We start from the raw sequence: 14,148 nt of genomic DNA on the forward strand, positions 1-14,148 counted from the left end.
CTGTTTTTAACGCAGCATGGCCGAGCGCAGCCACTTTTCGTACAGAGCCTAGGTGCTTTTAGTTTGGCGCCTTTTACTTGGTGCCTTTTATTGTGGAGAGTCACATGAACGCACAACCTCTGCGCGTCGGCATCGGCGGCCCGGTGGGCTCCGGCAAGACCGCCCTGACCCTGGCCCTGTGCCTGGCCCTGCGCGAACGCTACAACCTGGCGGTGGTGACCAACGATATCTACACCCGCGAAGACGCCGACTTCCTGGTGCGTAACCAGGCCCTGGCGCCCGAGCGCATCATCGGCGTGGAAACCGGCGGCTGCCCGCACACGGCGATTCGCGAAGACGCCTCGATCAACCTTGAGGCGGTAGATCAACTGAACCGGCGTTTTCCCGGCCTCGACCTGATTCTGGTGGAGTCCGGCGGCGACAACCTGTCGGCGACCTTCAGCCCTGAGCTGTCCGACCTGACGATCTACGTGATCGACGTGTCGGCGGGCGACAAGCTGCCGCGCAAGGGTGGCCCGGGCATCTGCAAGTCCGACCTGCTGGTGATCAACAAGATCGACCTGGCGCCCCTGGTCGGCGCTTCGCTGGAGATGATGGACGGCGACACCCAGCGCATGCGCGGCGGCAAACCGTTCGTCTTCAGCAATCAGAAGACCGGCCAGGGCCTGGAGGAAATCATCGCCTTTATCGAACGCCAGGGACTGCTGATCGCGGCCTGATCGCTCTTTTCAAAAAAGCTCAACAAGGAAACCTGTCATGACACTCAAACGCATTCTCGGCACCCTCGCCCTGCTGCTGACTCCAGCTTTGGCCTTCGCTCACCCGGGCCACGGCGACAACGGCCTGATGGCCGGCATCAGCCACCCGATCGGTGGCCTCGACCACTTGCTGGCGATGGTTGCGGTCGGCCTGTGGGCCGCGCAGCAGCAAGGCGCGGCGCGCTGGGTACTGCCCTGCACCTTCGTCGGCACCATGCTGATCGGCGGCGTGCTGGGTTTTGCGGGGCTGAACCTGCCGGCCCTGGAAAGCGGGATCGCCGCCTCGGTCCTGGCCCTCGGCCTGGCTGTGGCCCTGGCGGTGCGGCCGCCGTTGAGCCTGGCGGTGGCCGCCACCGCGCTGTTCGCCCTGTTCCACGGCGTGGCCCACGGCCTGGAACTGCCGGACATGTCCAGCCCCTGGACCTATGCCGCAGGCTTCGTCGCCGCCACCGCGGCACTGCACGCGGCCGGTTATGCCGTGGTCCGGCTCCTGCCACAGGCCGCTGCGCCGCTGGTGCGCCTGGCGGGCGCGGCGTCCGCCGCGACGGGCGTGTGGTTGCTGGCCGGCTGATGCGCGTCGTTTGAGGCTTATTTTCGCGAGCAAGCTCGCTCCTACAGGAACAACGCCGCCACTGTAGGAGCGAGCTTGCTCGCGATTAAGGGCTCCGGCCCAACCACGATCCCCGGGGCCTTCTCTGCTACCATGTCGCGCATTCCACCCTGCCGTGACGACGCCAGCCAATGCCCGATGTTTCCAGCCCCACTTCCCCGTCTGAATCGACCGCCCTGTTCAAGGCCGTGCAACAGCATTTCCACAGCGTGATCGTGCCGCTCTGGCAGGGGCCGGGCTGGAATCCGGAACTGGCACTGCCCTTCGAGGCGCTGGACGCCGAGCATGCCCCGCTGCCGCCTCAGCGTTATCGGGCCATGGCCTGCGCCCGGCAGCTGTACCTGTTTTCCAGCCTGATCGGCGATGGCCGTACACCGCTTGCCGAAGCGCGCGCCGCGGCGCTGTTCCGCTCCCTGCAACGGCACTTCCACGACGCCGAGCACGGTGGCTGGTTCTACAGCATCGATGCCCAGGGCGCGCCGCTGGACAGGCGCAAGGACCTCTACACCCACGCCTTTATCGTCTTTGCCTGCGCCCATTACTGGGCCAGGGTCCGCGAGCCGCTGGTGGCATCGGTGCTCAATGCCGCACTGAAAGTGGTGGCCGAACGTTTTGCCAGCGGCGATGGCCTGTACGAAGCGGTCCTCGCCGAAGACTGGTCGTCCCTGGCTTGCGGCCCCTTGCAGAACCCGCTGATGCACCTGGCCGAAGCCTTCCTCGCCACCCTGGCCGTGCGTGACGACGCCGCCGTGCAAGGCGCACTGCTGGCCCTGTGCACGACCATGCAGCAGCGCTTCATCGAGCCACGGCATGGGCTGATGATGGAGAAACCGCTGGGGGCTGTGGATAACTGGTTCGAGCCGGGGCACCAGTTCGAATGGTTCTTCCTGCTGCAATCCTCGGCCTTGCTGCGCGGCTGCCCGCTGCACGCCTCGCTGGAGCGGGCCTTCGCCTATGCCGAGCAGGTTGGTGTGGATAACTCCAGCGGCGCGGTGAGCGGAATGCTGAGTGTCGAGGGCGATGTGCTCGACCCGACCCAGCGCATCTGGGCCCAGGCCGAATACCTGCGCGCCCTGACCTTGCGCCAGGACAGCGCCGAACGCCTGCAACACCAATTGCTGGCGCTGCAACAACACTTCCTGCATGCCAAGGGCTGGAACGAATGCCTGGACGCCCATGGCGTACTCAGCCGCCGGGACATGCCGTCGACCACGCCTTATCACCTGGCGACCTGTTATCTCGGCCTGGCTGAATACTTCGGCTGATCTTTACATCGCTATCGCGAACAAGCTTCGCTCCTACAGAAAAACGGGCATGCCTCTGTAGGAGCGAAGCTCGCGATTGCGCGCCTGCGCTCAGGAAGGCCTCAGGCAATCCACTTGCGATCGCCGGTAAAGCTGATGGTCAGCCAGCGCGCCGCATCCGCCTTGCCGAGCTGTGTGGATATCTCCTCGCGCAGCGTGTCCAGCGTCGCCACGCCCTGCAATGGATAGTCCTGCGGCAGCACGATGTGAATCTCGATGAACCGCGCCCGTCCATGCTTCTGCACATACGAGACGTAGTCGGCAAAGCCGTGCTCGACTGTCGCCTCGTCCATCACTTGGCGAACCTTGTCATCCAGTTGGTCCGGGACAATTCCCAGTACATCGCGTAACGCTGGCTTGAGAATATTGAAGGCCGGCGCGAGCATGCTCAGGGCCAGCAGGATCAGGATTGACGGGTCGACGTAAGCGGCCCACTGGCCATAACCCTGGGTCTTGAGCAGCAACGCGATGAGAAAGCTCACCAGCAAGCCGACCGAGAGCATCGCGTCCACCAGCCAGCTGACGTTGTCGAACTGGATCAACGAGGATTTCAACGTGCGATTGCGATAACGGACGTAGAAGAAATAGGCGAAGCAGACGACGCTAAGCACCATCGCAAAAGGGATCACCAGGCCCAGTTCGATCTCGCGGCCACCGTTGATGATGCCGAACATACCGCTGAGAAAGGCGTAGATCGCAATCAGCAACAAAAAGCTGCCTTCGATCAGCAGCACCATCGGTTCCAGGTGCCAGAAGCCGAACTGAAAGCGCTGGTTACTTTCCTTGGCGATCAGCTTGGCGGTGATCAGCATCAAGACCTTGATGACAGTCGCGATCAGCGAAAAAAAACCATCGAACAGAATCGATTGGGAACCGGAAAAAAAACCCGTGACGATAGCGGCGATCGCCACGGCGAACATCAGGACGGTCGATTGTTTGAGCAGTACCTGCTCACCTCGGTTACTCACATTTCCTCCTCGAGAACCTTTGAATTCGCGGCCTTGATGCAAGGCTGCGATGGGTTGCGGAGCGGGAGTCTACCTTGTGCGGGCTGATTCAGGCCTGAACGGCTGTGTTGCCAAACGCATCGGCACGCGGAGTGTAGCCGCTGCCGCAGGCTGCGATCGACCGGGAACCGGTCGCAGGACTCAAGATCGCTGAAGGTCCTGCGACCAACGTGGCCCGGACCATCGCAGCCTACGGCAGCGGCTACAGGCGGAGCATTCAGCCCTTGGCGTTGCGCTCGATGGCGAAGCCGGCCCAGGTCTGGCTCACCGGCATCAGCTCCAGGCTGTTGATATTGACGTGGGCCGGGGTGTTGAGCACCCAGAAGATGGTGTCGGCGATGTCCTGCGGCTGGATCGGCTCGGCACCGGCGTAGGTGGCGTTGTAACGCTCCTGGTCGCCTTTGAAGCGCACCAGGGAGAACTCGCTTTCGCACAGGCCCGGCTCGATGTTGGTCACCCGCACACCGGTGCCTTGCAGGTCGCAACGTAGGTTCAGGGAGAACTGTTTGACGAACGCCTTGCTCGCGCCATACACGTGGCTGCCCGGATACGGGTAGTTACCGGCGATGGAGCCGAGGTTGACGATGCCGGCGCCGCGGCCATGGGCGATCAGCCGTGGCAGCAGCAGGCGGGTGCTGTACATCAGCCCCTTGATGTTGGTGTCGACCATGGTGTCCCAGTCGTCCAGGTCGCACTTGGGCGCCGGGTCGACCCCCAGGGCCAGGCCGGCGTTGTTGATCAGCCCGCGCAGCTTGGCGAAGGACGGCGGCAGGTTGGCGATCGCTTCTTCCATGGCCTTGCGGTCCCGCACATCGAGCACCAGGCCGTGCACTTCGGTCTGCTTCGACAGTTCGGCGCACAGGGCGTTGAGACGCTCTTCGCGGCGCCCGGTCAGCACCAGCGACCAGCCGGCCTCGGCAAAACGACGGGCACAAGCTTCGCCAAAACCGGAGGTCGCGCCGGTAATAAACAGGGTGGAAGTCATGGTGTTCTCCTTGCTGGGCGTCGAACCGCCGTGGAAATGAAAAATCGTTTCGCAGCATGCCCGGCCTGAATCGCAGCGGCAACCGGAGGTTGTGCGAGCCAGGCTATCAGCCTCCCCTGTAGCCGCTGCCGAAGGCTGCGATCGGTCTGGGCGGCATTCCGTTCGAAGAGGGCGTGCTCTTCAAGATCGTTGAAAGGCCCTCCGGGCCTTATCGCAGCCTTCGGCAGCGGCTACAGAGACGCAACTGTACAAAAAACAACCAACCACCGCCAAGCCAGGCAGGTCGTGGCCCGCAGCCACATGCACGCACCTTATCCACAGGACGCTCCACAGTCTTTGGGGGCAAGTGCAAAAGTCCGCAAGCCGCTATCCACAGGGGCTGCAGGCGGTTTTAGAAAGTTTTTTGCTTGACCTGGGCATGGCGTCCATGCAGCCCAGGCCGACACAGGCGACCGGACGGTCAGGCAAGGGATGGCTTCAAGCCAGTAACGACGCTGCCTCGGCGAGTCTTTCCAGAGTTTAATCACAGACTTATCCACAGGTTTATCCAGGGGGTTTCCGCCCTTTGCCTGCGACAATAAAAAGGTTGACAACGGCCGCTCAAGGTCATGCAAAAACGCCTGATCAAAAAACGATCGCCAGCCTGCAGGCCACGCCACTCAAGGCCTCCAGCCAGCTACTCCCACGTTACCCACAGCCAGTTCCACAGCAAACGGGGACAAGTCAAAACCTTGGCAAAACAACTATTTGCAGCGTCTTTATGCCGCGCTTTGCCAGCTTGCGCAGAATGTTTTCCACAATTTGCGTTTTCTGCTGTGGACAAGGTCATCCAGCCTCTGTAGGAGCGAGCCTGCTCGCGAAGAACCGGAGAACGACGCGTATATCCAGACAGCCAGCGTCACCGTTGACGAGCATCGCGAGCAAGCTCGCTCCTACAAGATCAAAGAGATAAAAAATGCCCCGGCGGCGCGAACCGGCGGGGCATGTCTTATCCACGGCACTCAGGCTCAGTGACCGCCCAGATACGCGTTGCGCACCTCCTCGTTGACCAGCAGTTCCTGGCCGGTGCCGTTCAGGCGGATCTCGCCGTTGACCATCACATAGGCGCGGTCCGACAGCTTCAACGCGTGGTTGGCGTTCTGCTCGACCAGGAAGATGGTCATGCCGGTGGAGGCCAGCTCGCGCAGGGTGGCGAAGATCTGCTTCACCACGATCGGCGCCAGCCCCAGGCTCGGTTCGTCCAGCAACAGCAGCTTGGGACGGCTCATCAGCGCGCGGGCGATGGCGAGCATCTGCTGCTCGCCGCCGGACATGGTCATGGCCCGCTGGGTCCGACGTTCCTTGAGCCGCGGGAACAGTTCGAACATGCGCTGCATGTCTTCGCTAGCGTACTTGTCGCCGATGGGGATGGTGCCCATCAGCAGGTTCTCTTCCACCGTCATGTCCGGAAACACCCGGCGCCCTTCCGGCGACTGGGCGATGCCGTTGGAGGCGATGTAGTGCGAGGACTTGTGGGTGATGTCCACACCGCGGTAGATGATCTGCCCGGACTCGGCCCGCGGCTGGCCGAAAATCGACATCAGCAGCGTGGACTTGCCGGCACCGTTGGAGCCGATCAGGCTCACGGTTTCACCTTCGTTGATGTGCAGCGAGACTTTCTTCAGGGCCTGGATCGGCCCGTAGTACACGTCCAGGTCCTTGAGTTCGAGGATAGGCGCAGTCGTCATACCAGTTCCTCTTCGTCCGCACCCAGGTAGGCGGCAATCACTTTCGGGTCGTTGCGGATCGCTTCGGGCCCGCCCTCGGCGATCACGTTGCCGTGGTCGAGCACCACGATATGGTCGGAAATACTCATCACCATGCCCATGTCATGTTCGATCAGCACCACGGTCAGGTCGTGCTCGTCGCGCAGCAGCCGGATCATCGCGCTGAGCGCTTCGGTTTCCTGGGGGTTGAGGCCGGCGGCCGGTTCGTCGAGGCAGATGATCTGCGGCCGGGTGCACATGGCGCGGGCGATTTCCAGGCGGCGTTGCTGGCCGTAGGACAACTCGCCGGCCAGGCGGTTGGCGCAGTCCACCAGGTCCACTACCTCCAGCCAGTAGAAGGCGTGGTCCAGGGCGTCGCTTTCAGCCTTCTGGTAACCCTTGGTATTGAGGATGCCGGACAGCAGGTTGCGGTTGACCCACATGTGCTGGGCCACCAGCAGGTTCTCCAGCACCGACATTTCCCTGAACAGGCGAATGTTCTGGAAGGTCCGCGCCAGGCCCGCCCGGTTCACCAGGTGGGTACCGCCGAACATCTTGTAGAACAGCCGGCTGGCAAAGCGCTTGGGCGACACGAAGTCGGTCGCACGAAACGGCTCGCCCAGCAGCTTGATGACATTGGTCGGAGTACCCCGGGTATTGAGGGCGATATGCCCGCCCGTGGCCTTGTAGAAACCGGTCAGGCAGTTGAACACCGTGGTCTTGCCGGCGCCGTTGGGGCCGATCAGGGCGAAGATGGAGTTGCGCTTGACCTCCAGGCTGACGTCGCTCAGGGCCTTGATGCCACCGAAGTGCATCATCAGGTTCTCGACCTTCAGGATCACTTCATCGCTCATGATGCGCTCCTCTCGGTCAGGGCACCCTTACGCGGGGTCACGCCGGTGCGGCTGATACGAATCAGGCCTCGTGGCCGCCAGATCATCATTAACACCATGAGAATGCCGAACAGCAGCACCCGGTACTCGGAGAAGCTGCGCAACAGCTCCGGCGCCACGGTGAGCACGAACGCCGCGATCACCACGCCCACGGTCGAACCCATGCCGCCCAGGACCACGATGGCCAGGATCAGCGCCGACTCGAAGAAGGTGAAGGACGAGGGGTTCACGAAGCCCTGGTAGCTGGCGAAGAACACCCCGGCCAAGCCGGCGGTGGAAGCACCGATGGTGAAGGCCGAGAGTTTCACCAGCACATGGTTCAGGCCCATGGCGCGGCAGGCGATCTCGTCTTCGCGCAAGGCTTCCCAGGCCCGTCCGACCGGCATGCGGGTCAGCCGGTGCTTGATGTAGAGCACCAGCAGCACCACGATGAACAGCACGATGTAGATGAACAGGAACTTCAGGTTGGGGTTGTATTCCAGGCCGAAGAACTCATGGAACGGCACCCCGCCATCCTTCGCCCGCCGTCCGAACTCCAGGCCGAAGATGGTCGGCGATGGCACTGGCATGCCGTTCGGGCCGCCGGTGAAGGACAGCCAGTTGTTGAGGATCAGGCGGATGATCTCGCCGAAGCCCAGGGTCACGATGGCCAGGTAGTCACCGTGCATGCGCAACACCGGGAAGCCGAGTATGCAGCCCGCCAGCGCCGCGGCGAGGGCCGCCAGGGGCAGCACGGTCCAGAAGCCCAGGCCCAGGTACTGGTAACCCAGCGCCAGGCCGTAGGCACCGATGGCGTAGAACGCCACGTACCCCAGGTCGAGCAGCCCGGCCAGGCCGACCACGATGTTCAGCCCAAGACCGAGCAGCACGTAGATCAGGCCGAGGATGACCACGGTCAGCAGGTACTTGTTGGCGAAGAACGGGAAGACGATGGCGATCACGATCAGCGCCGGGATGATCCAGCGCAGCCGCGACTTGTAGTCCGGCGCCCGCACATGCACACCGGAACCGGTGCTTTCGAAACCCTGGAGGATCTTCAACCCCTTGGGCGTCTGCAAGAACAGGCTCAAGGCGAAACGGCCGACCATCACGATCGCCACCAGCCAGCCGACGCGGGCCGGTTGCAGGTTGAAGCTGTAGCCCTCGAGTACCACGCCCACGATAGGACCGAACACGATCAGCGAGATCAGCCCGGCCAGTACGGCGTCGATGAGGCTCTTTTTGATATCAATCGGTTTATTGGCAGCAGACATACTTATACCTTCGCCACGAGTGGGCGACCCAGCAGGCCTTGGGGACGGAAGATCAGAATCAGCACCAGCAGCGAGAAACTGAACACGTCTTTGTAGTCGGAGTTGATCAGACCGGAGAACAGCGACTCGGAGATCCCGAGGATGATCCCGCCGAGCATCGCGCCCGGCAGCGAGCCGATGCCGCCGAGTACCGCCGCGGTGAACGCCTTGATGCCGATGATGAAGCCGGCATAGAAGTCGAACGTGCCGTAGTTCATGGTGATCAGTACGCCCGCCAGCGCCGCCATGGCGGCGCCGATGATGAACACGTAGGAAATCACCCGATCGGTGTTGATCCCGAGGATCGAGGCCATCTTGCGGTCTTGCTGGGTGGCACGGCACATGCGGCCGAGCTTGGTGTACTTGATGATGTAGGTGAGCAACGCCATGCCGGCGAATGCCGCCACCAGGATGAAGATCTTGGTGTAGGTGAGCTGGACGAAACCGGTGCCGATATCGACCTTCCAGGCGCCGGCCAGCAGCGTCGGTACACCTTGTTGCTTGGCGCCCTGGCTGATCTGCGCGTAGTTCTGCAGGATCAGCGAGATCCCGATGGCACTGATCAGCGGCGCCAGGCGGGTGGAGTTACGCAGGGGTTTGTAGGCGACGCGCTCGATGACCCAGCCATAGATCCCCGTCACGACGACGGTGAAGACCAGGGTACCGAGAATGAGTAGCGGGAAGGATTCGATGCCGAAGTAGGCCAGCAGAGCCAGACTGATTGCCGCGAGGTAAGCGGAAATCATGTAAACCTCGCCGTGGGCGAAGTTGATCATGCCAATGATGCCATAGACCATTGTGTAGCCGATGGCGATCAGACCATAGACAGACCCGAGGGTCAGTCCATTGATCAGTTGCTGCAGGAAAATACCATCCATAACGCAATCTCACGCATTTGAGAGACTGCACACAGCGGATACGACGGCCTGGGGTTCAACCACCCGCGCAACACGACAGTTGTGCAGCTCTACGAGAAAAGACAGGTACTGCACGGACACGCATGCGGCAGGCCTGCGCCCTCCCCTGGAGGATGGGCCGGCCTGCCCAGACGCTCATGTCACTTCTGTTTTTCCAGCTGGTGGTATTTGCCGTCCTTGTCCCACTGGTAAACCACGTAGTCGGAGACTTTCAGGTCGCCCTTGGCGTCCCAGGTCTTCTCGCCCATCACGGTTTTCACCGGATTGGCCTTGAGCCACTTGGCGGCGTCTTCGCCCTTGTTGGATTTGGCGCCGTTGAAGCCGGCAGCCAGGGCCTGGACCGACGCGTAGGCATACAGTGTGTAGCCTTCAGGCTCGGTGCCGGCCTTGCGGAAAGCGTCAACCACGGTCTTGCTGTCCGGCAGCAGGCGTGGGTCGGCGCCGAAGGTCATGTACACACCGTCGACGTACTGCGGGCCGCCAGCGGTGGTCACCAGTTCGTCGGTGACGATACCGTCGTCGGACATGAACTTGACGTCTTTCAGGCCCTGTTCACGCAGCTGGCGGACCAGCGGGCCGGCTTCCGGGTGCAGGCCGCCGAAGTAGACGACATCGGCACCGGCGGCGCGGATCTTGGTGACCACGGCGCTGAAGTCTTTTTCGCCACGGGTCAGGCCTTCGTACAGCACCGGCGTCACGCCGCGCTTGCTCAGCTGGGCCTTGGTGGCGTCCGCCAGGCCCTGGCCGTAGGTGTCCTTGTCGTGCAGGACCACGACTTTCTTGCCCTTGAGCACGTCGACGATGTAGTCGCCGGCGACGATGCCCTGCTGGTCGTCACGCCCGCACATGCGGAACATGGCGGAGAGGCCACGTTCGGTGACCTGCGGGTTGGTGGAGCCCGGGGTGATGGCGATCACGCCAGCTTCGTCGTACACCTCGGAAGCGGGGATGGTGTTGGAGGAGCAGAAGTGCCCGACCACGCCGATCACCTTGTCCTGGTCGACCAGGCGGTTGGCTACGGCCACAGCCTGTTTCGGTTCGCAGGCGTCGTCGCCCTTGACCAGGACGATCTTCTCGCCGTTGACGCCGCCCTTGGCGTTGATTTCGTCAGCCGCTGCCTGTGCACCCTTCATGTACTGCTCGCCAAATGCCGCGTTGGCGCCTGTCATGGGACCCGCTACGCCGATCTTGAGGTCGGCCTGAGCAAACGCAGAAACACCCAACGCAGCTGCCACTGCGAGGGCCAGAAAGCCTTTCTTGTAAAACGTCTGGGACATGAGGTGGTGCTCCAAGGTTTTTTTAGTTGGCACTGCGACTTCACCGAATGCTCAGAGCAAGGGCCGTGCCATTGGTTTTTTATTCTGAAAAAAGTCGCTCTTTTATTGTTATTTCGACTGTTTCGAGCCCTTTTTTATTGGGCGTGCAACCGTCTAAACCGCGGAAGGTGAAACCTTACAAAACATCAGGCGCAACCCTACTGCGCCATCATTGCAACCGCGGCGCAAATCAACGTGCAACCAGCCTGTAACAGCCTGCGTAACCGAACTGCACACTACTGGTGCAGGACTGCTACGCCCCGCACCACTACAGGCTAGTCGCTGCGCCGAAAAGCGCCGCACCCGGCAACATATTTCCTCCGTCAGATAACGATCCGCAGGCACTGGCCCGCGTGATACAGGGAGAACCCGGCCTCGTACAGGCAACTGCGCAAGCCCACGCCGGCCAGGGGCTGCATGGGGGCGAAGGGAATCGGCAAGGCCTGAGGATTTCCGTTACACAGGTAATCGGCGAACGCCTTGCCGACCACGGTGCCGGTGGTCACGCCCCGGCCGTTGTAGCCGGTGACCGCCACCAGACCGGGCGCCGGCTCGAACAGACGCATCAGGTGGTCGGGGGTAAAGGCGATGCAACCGGTCCAGGTGCACTCCCACTCCACCGTTTTCAGGTAGGGGAAATAGTGCTGTTGTACCCGGTCGGCCCAGGCTTTGAGGAACCAGGCCGGCTTCTGGTTGCCATTGCCCAGGCTGCCCAGCAGCAGGCGGCCGTCGGCGTCCCGGCGAATGCTGCTGAGCACCTGGCGGGTATCCCAGGAACCCTGGCCACCCGGCAGGATCCGCTGCGCCGCTTCCTCGGTCAGCGGCCTGGAGGCGACCTGATAGTAGTAACCGGGGAAAAAATTGCGCCGCAACTCGGTCCAGTCGCCCTCGGTGTAGGCATTGGAGGCAATCACCACCTGCTCGGCCAGCACCGAGCCCTGGGCGGTCTGCACCGACCAGCGCTGGCCCTGGCGTTCGAGACGGGTCACCGGCGAGTGGTCGAACAGTTGGCCACCCAGGTCGACCGCGGCCTTGGCCAGGCCACTGACATAGGCCATCGGATTGACCGTGCCGGCCCGGCGATCGAGCAAGGCCGCGGCGATCTTCCTGGTGCCGGTGGCGGTTTCACAAGCCGCGCCGGTCAACAGCTCGACCGGCGCGCCCCGGCGCTTCCACTGGGCTTCCCGGCTGCGCAGGTCGGCCTCGCCCCGGGCGTTGTGCGCCATGTGCAGGGTGCCTTCGCGGCGCAGCTGGCAATCGATGCGGTATTTGTCGATCAGGCTGAACACCAGGGCCGGCGCCGCCCCCAGCATGCGGTTGAGCTGGCTGCCGACCGCCTCGCCGAAACCGGCCTCGATCTCGTCCGGCGGGATCCACATCCCGGCATTCACCAGCCCCACGTTGCGTCCCGAACCGCCGTGACCGGTGCGGTGGGCTTCCAGTACACAAACCCTCTTGCCCTGCTCCAGCAGGTGCACGGCGGCCGACAGGCCGGTAAAACCCGCGCCGATCACGCAGACATCCACCCTGACCTCGCCCTTGAGCGAGGCATTGTCAGGCCTTTGCGGCGTCAGTTTTTCCCACAGGCATTCTTCGCGTAACGGCATTGCCAGACTCCGAAATCAACGAACCACAGACCATGAACCAGCACCTCCCCTGTAGTCGCTGCCGCAGGCTGCGATCGACCGGTACGGTCGCGGCGACCTGAAGACCGCCATAGGCCCGACAGGAGATCGGGAACCAAGCTCCTTCGGAGCTTATCGCAGCCTTCGGCAGCGGCTACAGCGCCCGGCAAGCGGGCGCGATCGGGTCGATCAATCGAAGGTGATACCCTGCGCCAATGGCAACTCCAGCGAGTAGTTCACGGTGTTGGTCTGCCGGCGCATATAGGCGCGCCAGGCATCGGAACCGGACTCGCGGCCGCCGCCGGTCTCTTTCTCGCCACCGAAGGCGCCGCCGATTTCCGCGCCGCTCGGGCCGATGTTGACGTTGGCGATGCCGCAGTCGCTGCCCACCGCCGACATGAACTGCTCGGCCTCACGCACATCGGTGGTGAAGATGCAGGACGACAGGCCTTGCGGCACGGCATTGTTCAGGCGCAGCGCTTCGGCGAAATCGCTGTAGCCCACCACGTATAGGATCGGCGCGAAGGTTTCGCTGCACACCACGTCGCTCTGCTCCGGTATCTCGACGATCGCCGGCGACACGTAATAGGCGTTGGGGAACTGGTCTTCCAGTTGGCGCTTGCCGCCGAACACCCGGCCACCCTCGCTCAGGGCCTGCTCCAGCGCATCCTGCATGTTGTCGAAGCTGTGCTTGTCGATCAGCGGGCCGACCAGGTTGCCTTGCAACGGATGGCCGATGCGCACCTTGGAATAGGCGGCCTTGAGGCGGGTGACGATTTCGTCCTTCACCGATTCATGGGCAATCAGCCGGCGCAACGTCGTGCAGCGCTGGCCAGCGGTACCGACGGCGCTGAACAGGATGGCGCGCACGGCCATGTCCAGATCGGCGCTCGGCCCCAGAATCATCGCGTTGTTGCCGCCCAGCTCGAGGATGCTGCGGGCGAAACGCGCGGCGACTTTCGGCGCAACTTCGCGGCCCATGCGGGTGCTGCCGGTGGCGCTGATCAGGGCCACGCGCGGGTCGTCCACCAGCGCTTCGCCGGCGTCGCGCCCGCCGATGACCACCTGGCTCAGGTATTCGGGGGCATCGCTGAAGTTCTTCAGCACGCGCTCGAACAGTGCCTGGCAGGCCAGGGCGGTCAACGGGGTCTTTTCCGAGGGTTTCCAGATCACCGGGTTGCCGCAGACCAGCGCCAGGGTGGTGTTCCAGGCCCAGACCGCGACCGGGAAGTTGAACGCGCTGATCACCCCGACGATGCCCAGCGGGTGCCAGGTTTCGCGCATGTGGTGGCCTGGGCGCTCGGAGGCGATGGTCAGGCCGTACAGCTGGCGCGACAGGCCGACCGCGAAGTCGCAGATGTCGATCATTTCCTGCACTTCGCCCAGGCCTTCCTGGGTGATCTTGCCGGCTTCCCAGGACACCAGTTCGCCGAGGTCGGCCTTGTATTCGCGCAGCACTTCGCCGAACTGGCGCACCAGCTCGCCACGCCGCGGCGCCGGCACCTTGCGCCACAACTCGAAGGCATGCTCCGCGCGACTGACCTGCTGCTCCACCTCGGCCGCGCCCTGCCAGTTCACCGAGGCGATGCGGCTGCCGTCGATCGGCGAATGCACGGGCTGCTTGCCCGACTGATACAGGGCCGGGTTCACACCAAGACGATCAAGCAATGCGGCAACCATGGGTCACTCCTTACAA

General features: G+C 63.0%; 12 protein-coding genes. 3 read left to right on the plus strand and 9 right to left on the minus strand.

What is annotated here, in order from left to right; all coding sequences use genetic code 11:
* The first annotated feature begins 104 nt into the window (after positions 1 to 104).
* The 3 genes from ureG (at position 105) to J4E58_RS24045 (ending at position 2,633) form a co-directional block, all read left to right on the plus strand.
* On the plus strand, positions 105 to 719 hold the full coding sequence (gene ureG / locus J4E58_RS24035; protein WP_007925234.1) for an urease accessory protein UreG: 615 nt from the start codon (positions 105 to 107) through the stop codon (positions 717 to 719).
* Positions 720 to 756: 37 nt separating this feature from the next.
* Complete coding sequence (locus J4E58_RS24040) at positions 757 to 1,329, plus strand: HupE/UreJ family protein (protein WP_087089935.1); 573 nt, start codon at positions 757 to 759, stop codon at positions 1,327 to 1,329.
* Between the two features lie 170 nt (positions 1,330 to 1,499).
* Positions 1,500 to 2,633, plus strand: coding sequence for an AGE family epimerase/isomerase (locus J4E58_RS24045; RefSeq protein WP_087089933.1), 1,134 nt, complete (start codon positions 1,500 to 1,502; stop codon positions 2,631 to 2,633).
* Between the two features lie 101 nt (positions 2,634 to 2,734).
* On the opposite strand, the gene J4E58_RS24050 is transcribed toward J4E58_RS24045, so the two are convergent.
* The 9 genes from J4E58_RS24050 to J4E58_RS24090 all read right to left on the minus strand — a co-directional run bounded on the left by J4E58_RS24050 (position 2,735) and on the right by J4E58_RS24090 (position 14,132).
* A complete protein-coding gene (locus tag J4E58_RS24050; RefSeq protein WP_087089931.1) occupies positions 2,735 to 3,640 on the minus strand; it encodes a cation diffusion facilitator family transporter in 906 nt (301 codons plus the stop codon).
* A 256-nt stretch (positions 3,641 to 3,896) separates the two neighbouring features.
* Positions 3,897 to 4,664, minus strand: a complete 768-nt coding sequence (locus J4E58_RS24055; RefSeq protein ID WP_009041929.1) for an SDR family oxidoreductase — start codon at positions 4,662 to 4,664, stop codon at positions 3,897 to 3,899.
* A gap of 1,007 nt (positions 4,665 to 5,671) precedes the next feature.
* Positions 5,672 to 6,391, minus strand: coding sequence for an ABC transporter ATP-binding protein (locus J4E58_RS24060; protein ID WP_087089929.1), 720 nt, complete (start codon positions 6,389 to 6,391; stop codon positions 5,672 to 5,674).
* Positions 6,388 to 7,263: an ATP-binding cassette domain-containing protein gene (locus tag J4E58_RS24065; protein ID WP_053259443.1), complete on the minus strand. Its 876-nt coding sequence runs from the start codon at positions 7,261 to 7,263 to the stop codon at positions 6,388 to 6,390. The genes J4E58_RS24060 and J4E58_RS24065 overlap by 4 nt, the downstream gene beginning before the upstream one ends.
* Positions 7,260 to 8,555, minus strand: coding sequence for a high-affinity branched-chain amino acid ABC transporter permease LivM (livM, locus tag J4E58_RS24070; protein ID WP_087089927.1), 1,296 nt, complete (start codon positions 8,553 to 8,555; stop codon positions 7,260 to 7,262). The genes J4E58_RS24065 and livM overlap by 4 nt, the downstream gene beginning before the upstream one ends.
* Positions 8,556 to 8,557: 2 nt before the next feature.
* On the minus strand, positions 8,558 to 9,472 hold the full coding sequence (locus J4E58_RS24075) for an ABC transporter permease subunit (protein ID WP_087089925.1): 915 nt from the start codon (positions 9,470 to 9,472) through the stop codon (positions 8,558 to 8,560).
* Between the two features lie 179 nt (positions 9,473 to 9,651).
* Complete coding sequence (locus tag J4E58_RS24080; RefSeq protein ID WP_009046713.1) at positions 9,652 to 10,788, minus strand: branched-chain amino acid ABC transporter substrate-binding protein; 1,137 nt, start codon at positions 10,786 to 10,788, stop codon at positions 9,652 to 9,654.
* A 362-nt stretch (positions 10,789 to 11,150) separates the two neighbouring features.
* The gene (locus tag J4E58_RS24085; RefSeq protein WP_087089922.1) at positions 11,151 to 12,434 is read right to left on the minus strand and encodes an FAD-binding oxidoreductase; all 1,284 of its coding nucleotides are present in this window, start codon (positions 12,432 to 12,434) and stop codon (positions 11,151 to 11,153) included.
* A gap of 207 nt (positions 12,435 to 12,641) precedes the next feature.
* The gene (locus J4E58_RS24090) at positions 12,642 to 14,132 is read right to left on the minus strand and encodes an aldehyde dehydrogenase family protein (protein ID WP_087089920.1); all 1,491 of its coding nucleotides are present in this window, start codon (positions 14,130 to 14,132) and stop codon (positions 12,642 to 12,644) included.
* Positions 14,133 to 14,148: the final 16 nt, after the last annotated feature.

Source organism: Pseudomonas sp. FW305-25 (genome assembly GCF_017351415.1).
Lineage (GTDB): Bacteria > Pseudomonadota > Gammaproteobacteria > Pseudomonadales > Pseudomonadaceae > Aquipseudomonas > Aquipseudomonas chlororaphis.

Coding starts and splice junctions, on each gene's coding strand:
- ureG (WP_007925234.1), top strand. CDS start 105: ATGAACGCACAACCTCTGCGCGTCGGCATCGGCGGCCCGGTGGGCTCC.
- J4E58_RS24040 (WP_087089935.1), top strand. CDS start 757: ATGACACTCAAACGCATTCTCGGCACCCTCGCCCTGCTGCTGACTCCA.
- J4E58_RS24045 (WP_087089933.1), top strand. CDS start 1,500: ATGCCCGATGTTTCCAGCCCCACTTCCCCGTCTGAATCGACCGCCCTG.
- J4E58_RS24055 (WP_009041929.1), bottom strand. CDS start 4,664: ATGACTTCCACCCTGTTTATTACCGGCGCGACCTCCGGTTTTGGCGAA.
- J4E58_RS24060 (WP_087089929.1), bottom strand. CDS start 6,391: ATGACGACTGCGCCTATCCTCGAACTCAAGGACCTGGACGTGTACTAC.
- J4E58_RS24065 (WP_053259443.1), bottom strand. CDS start 7,263: ATGAGCGATGAAGTGATCCTGAAGGTCGAGAACCTGATGATGCACTTC.
- livM (WP_087089927.1), bottom strand. CDS start 8,555: ATGTCTGCTGCCAATAAACCGATTGATATCAAAAAGAGCCTCATCGAC.
- J4E58_RS24075 (WP_087089925.1), bottom strand. CDS start 9,472: ATGGATGGTATTTTCCTGCAGCAACTGATCAATGGACTGACCCTCGGG.
- J4E58_RS24080 (WP_009046713.1), bottom strand. CDS start 10,788: ATGTCCCAGACGTTTTACAAGAAAGGCTTTCTGGCCCTCGCAGTGGCA.
- J4E58_RS24085 (WP_087089922.1), bottom strand. CDS start 12,434: ATGCCGTTACGCGAAGAATGCCTGTGGGAAAAACTGACGCCGCAAAGG.
- J4E58_RS24090 (WP_087089920.1), bottom strand. CDS start 14,132: ATGGTTGCCGCATTGCTTGATCGTCTTGGTGTGAACCCGGCCCTGTAT.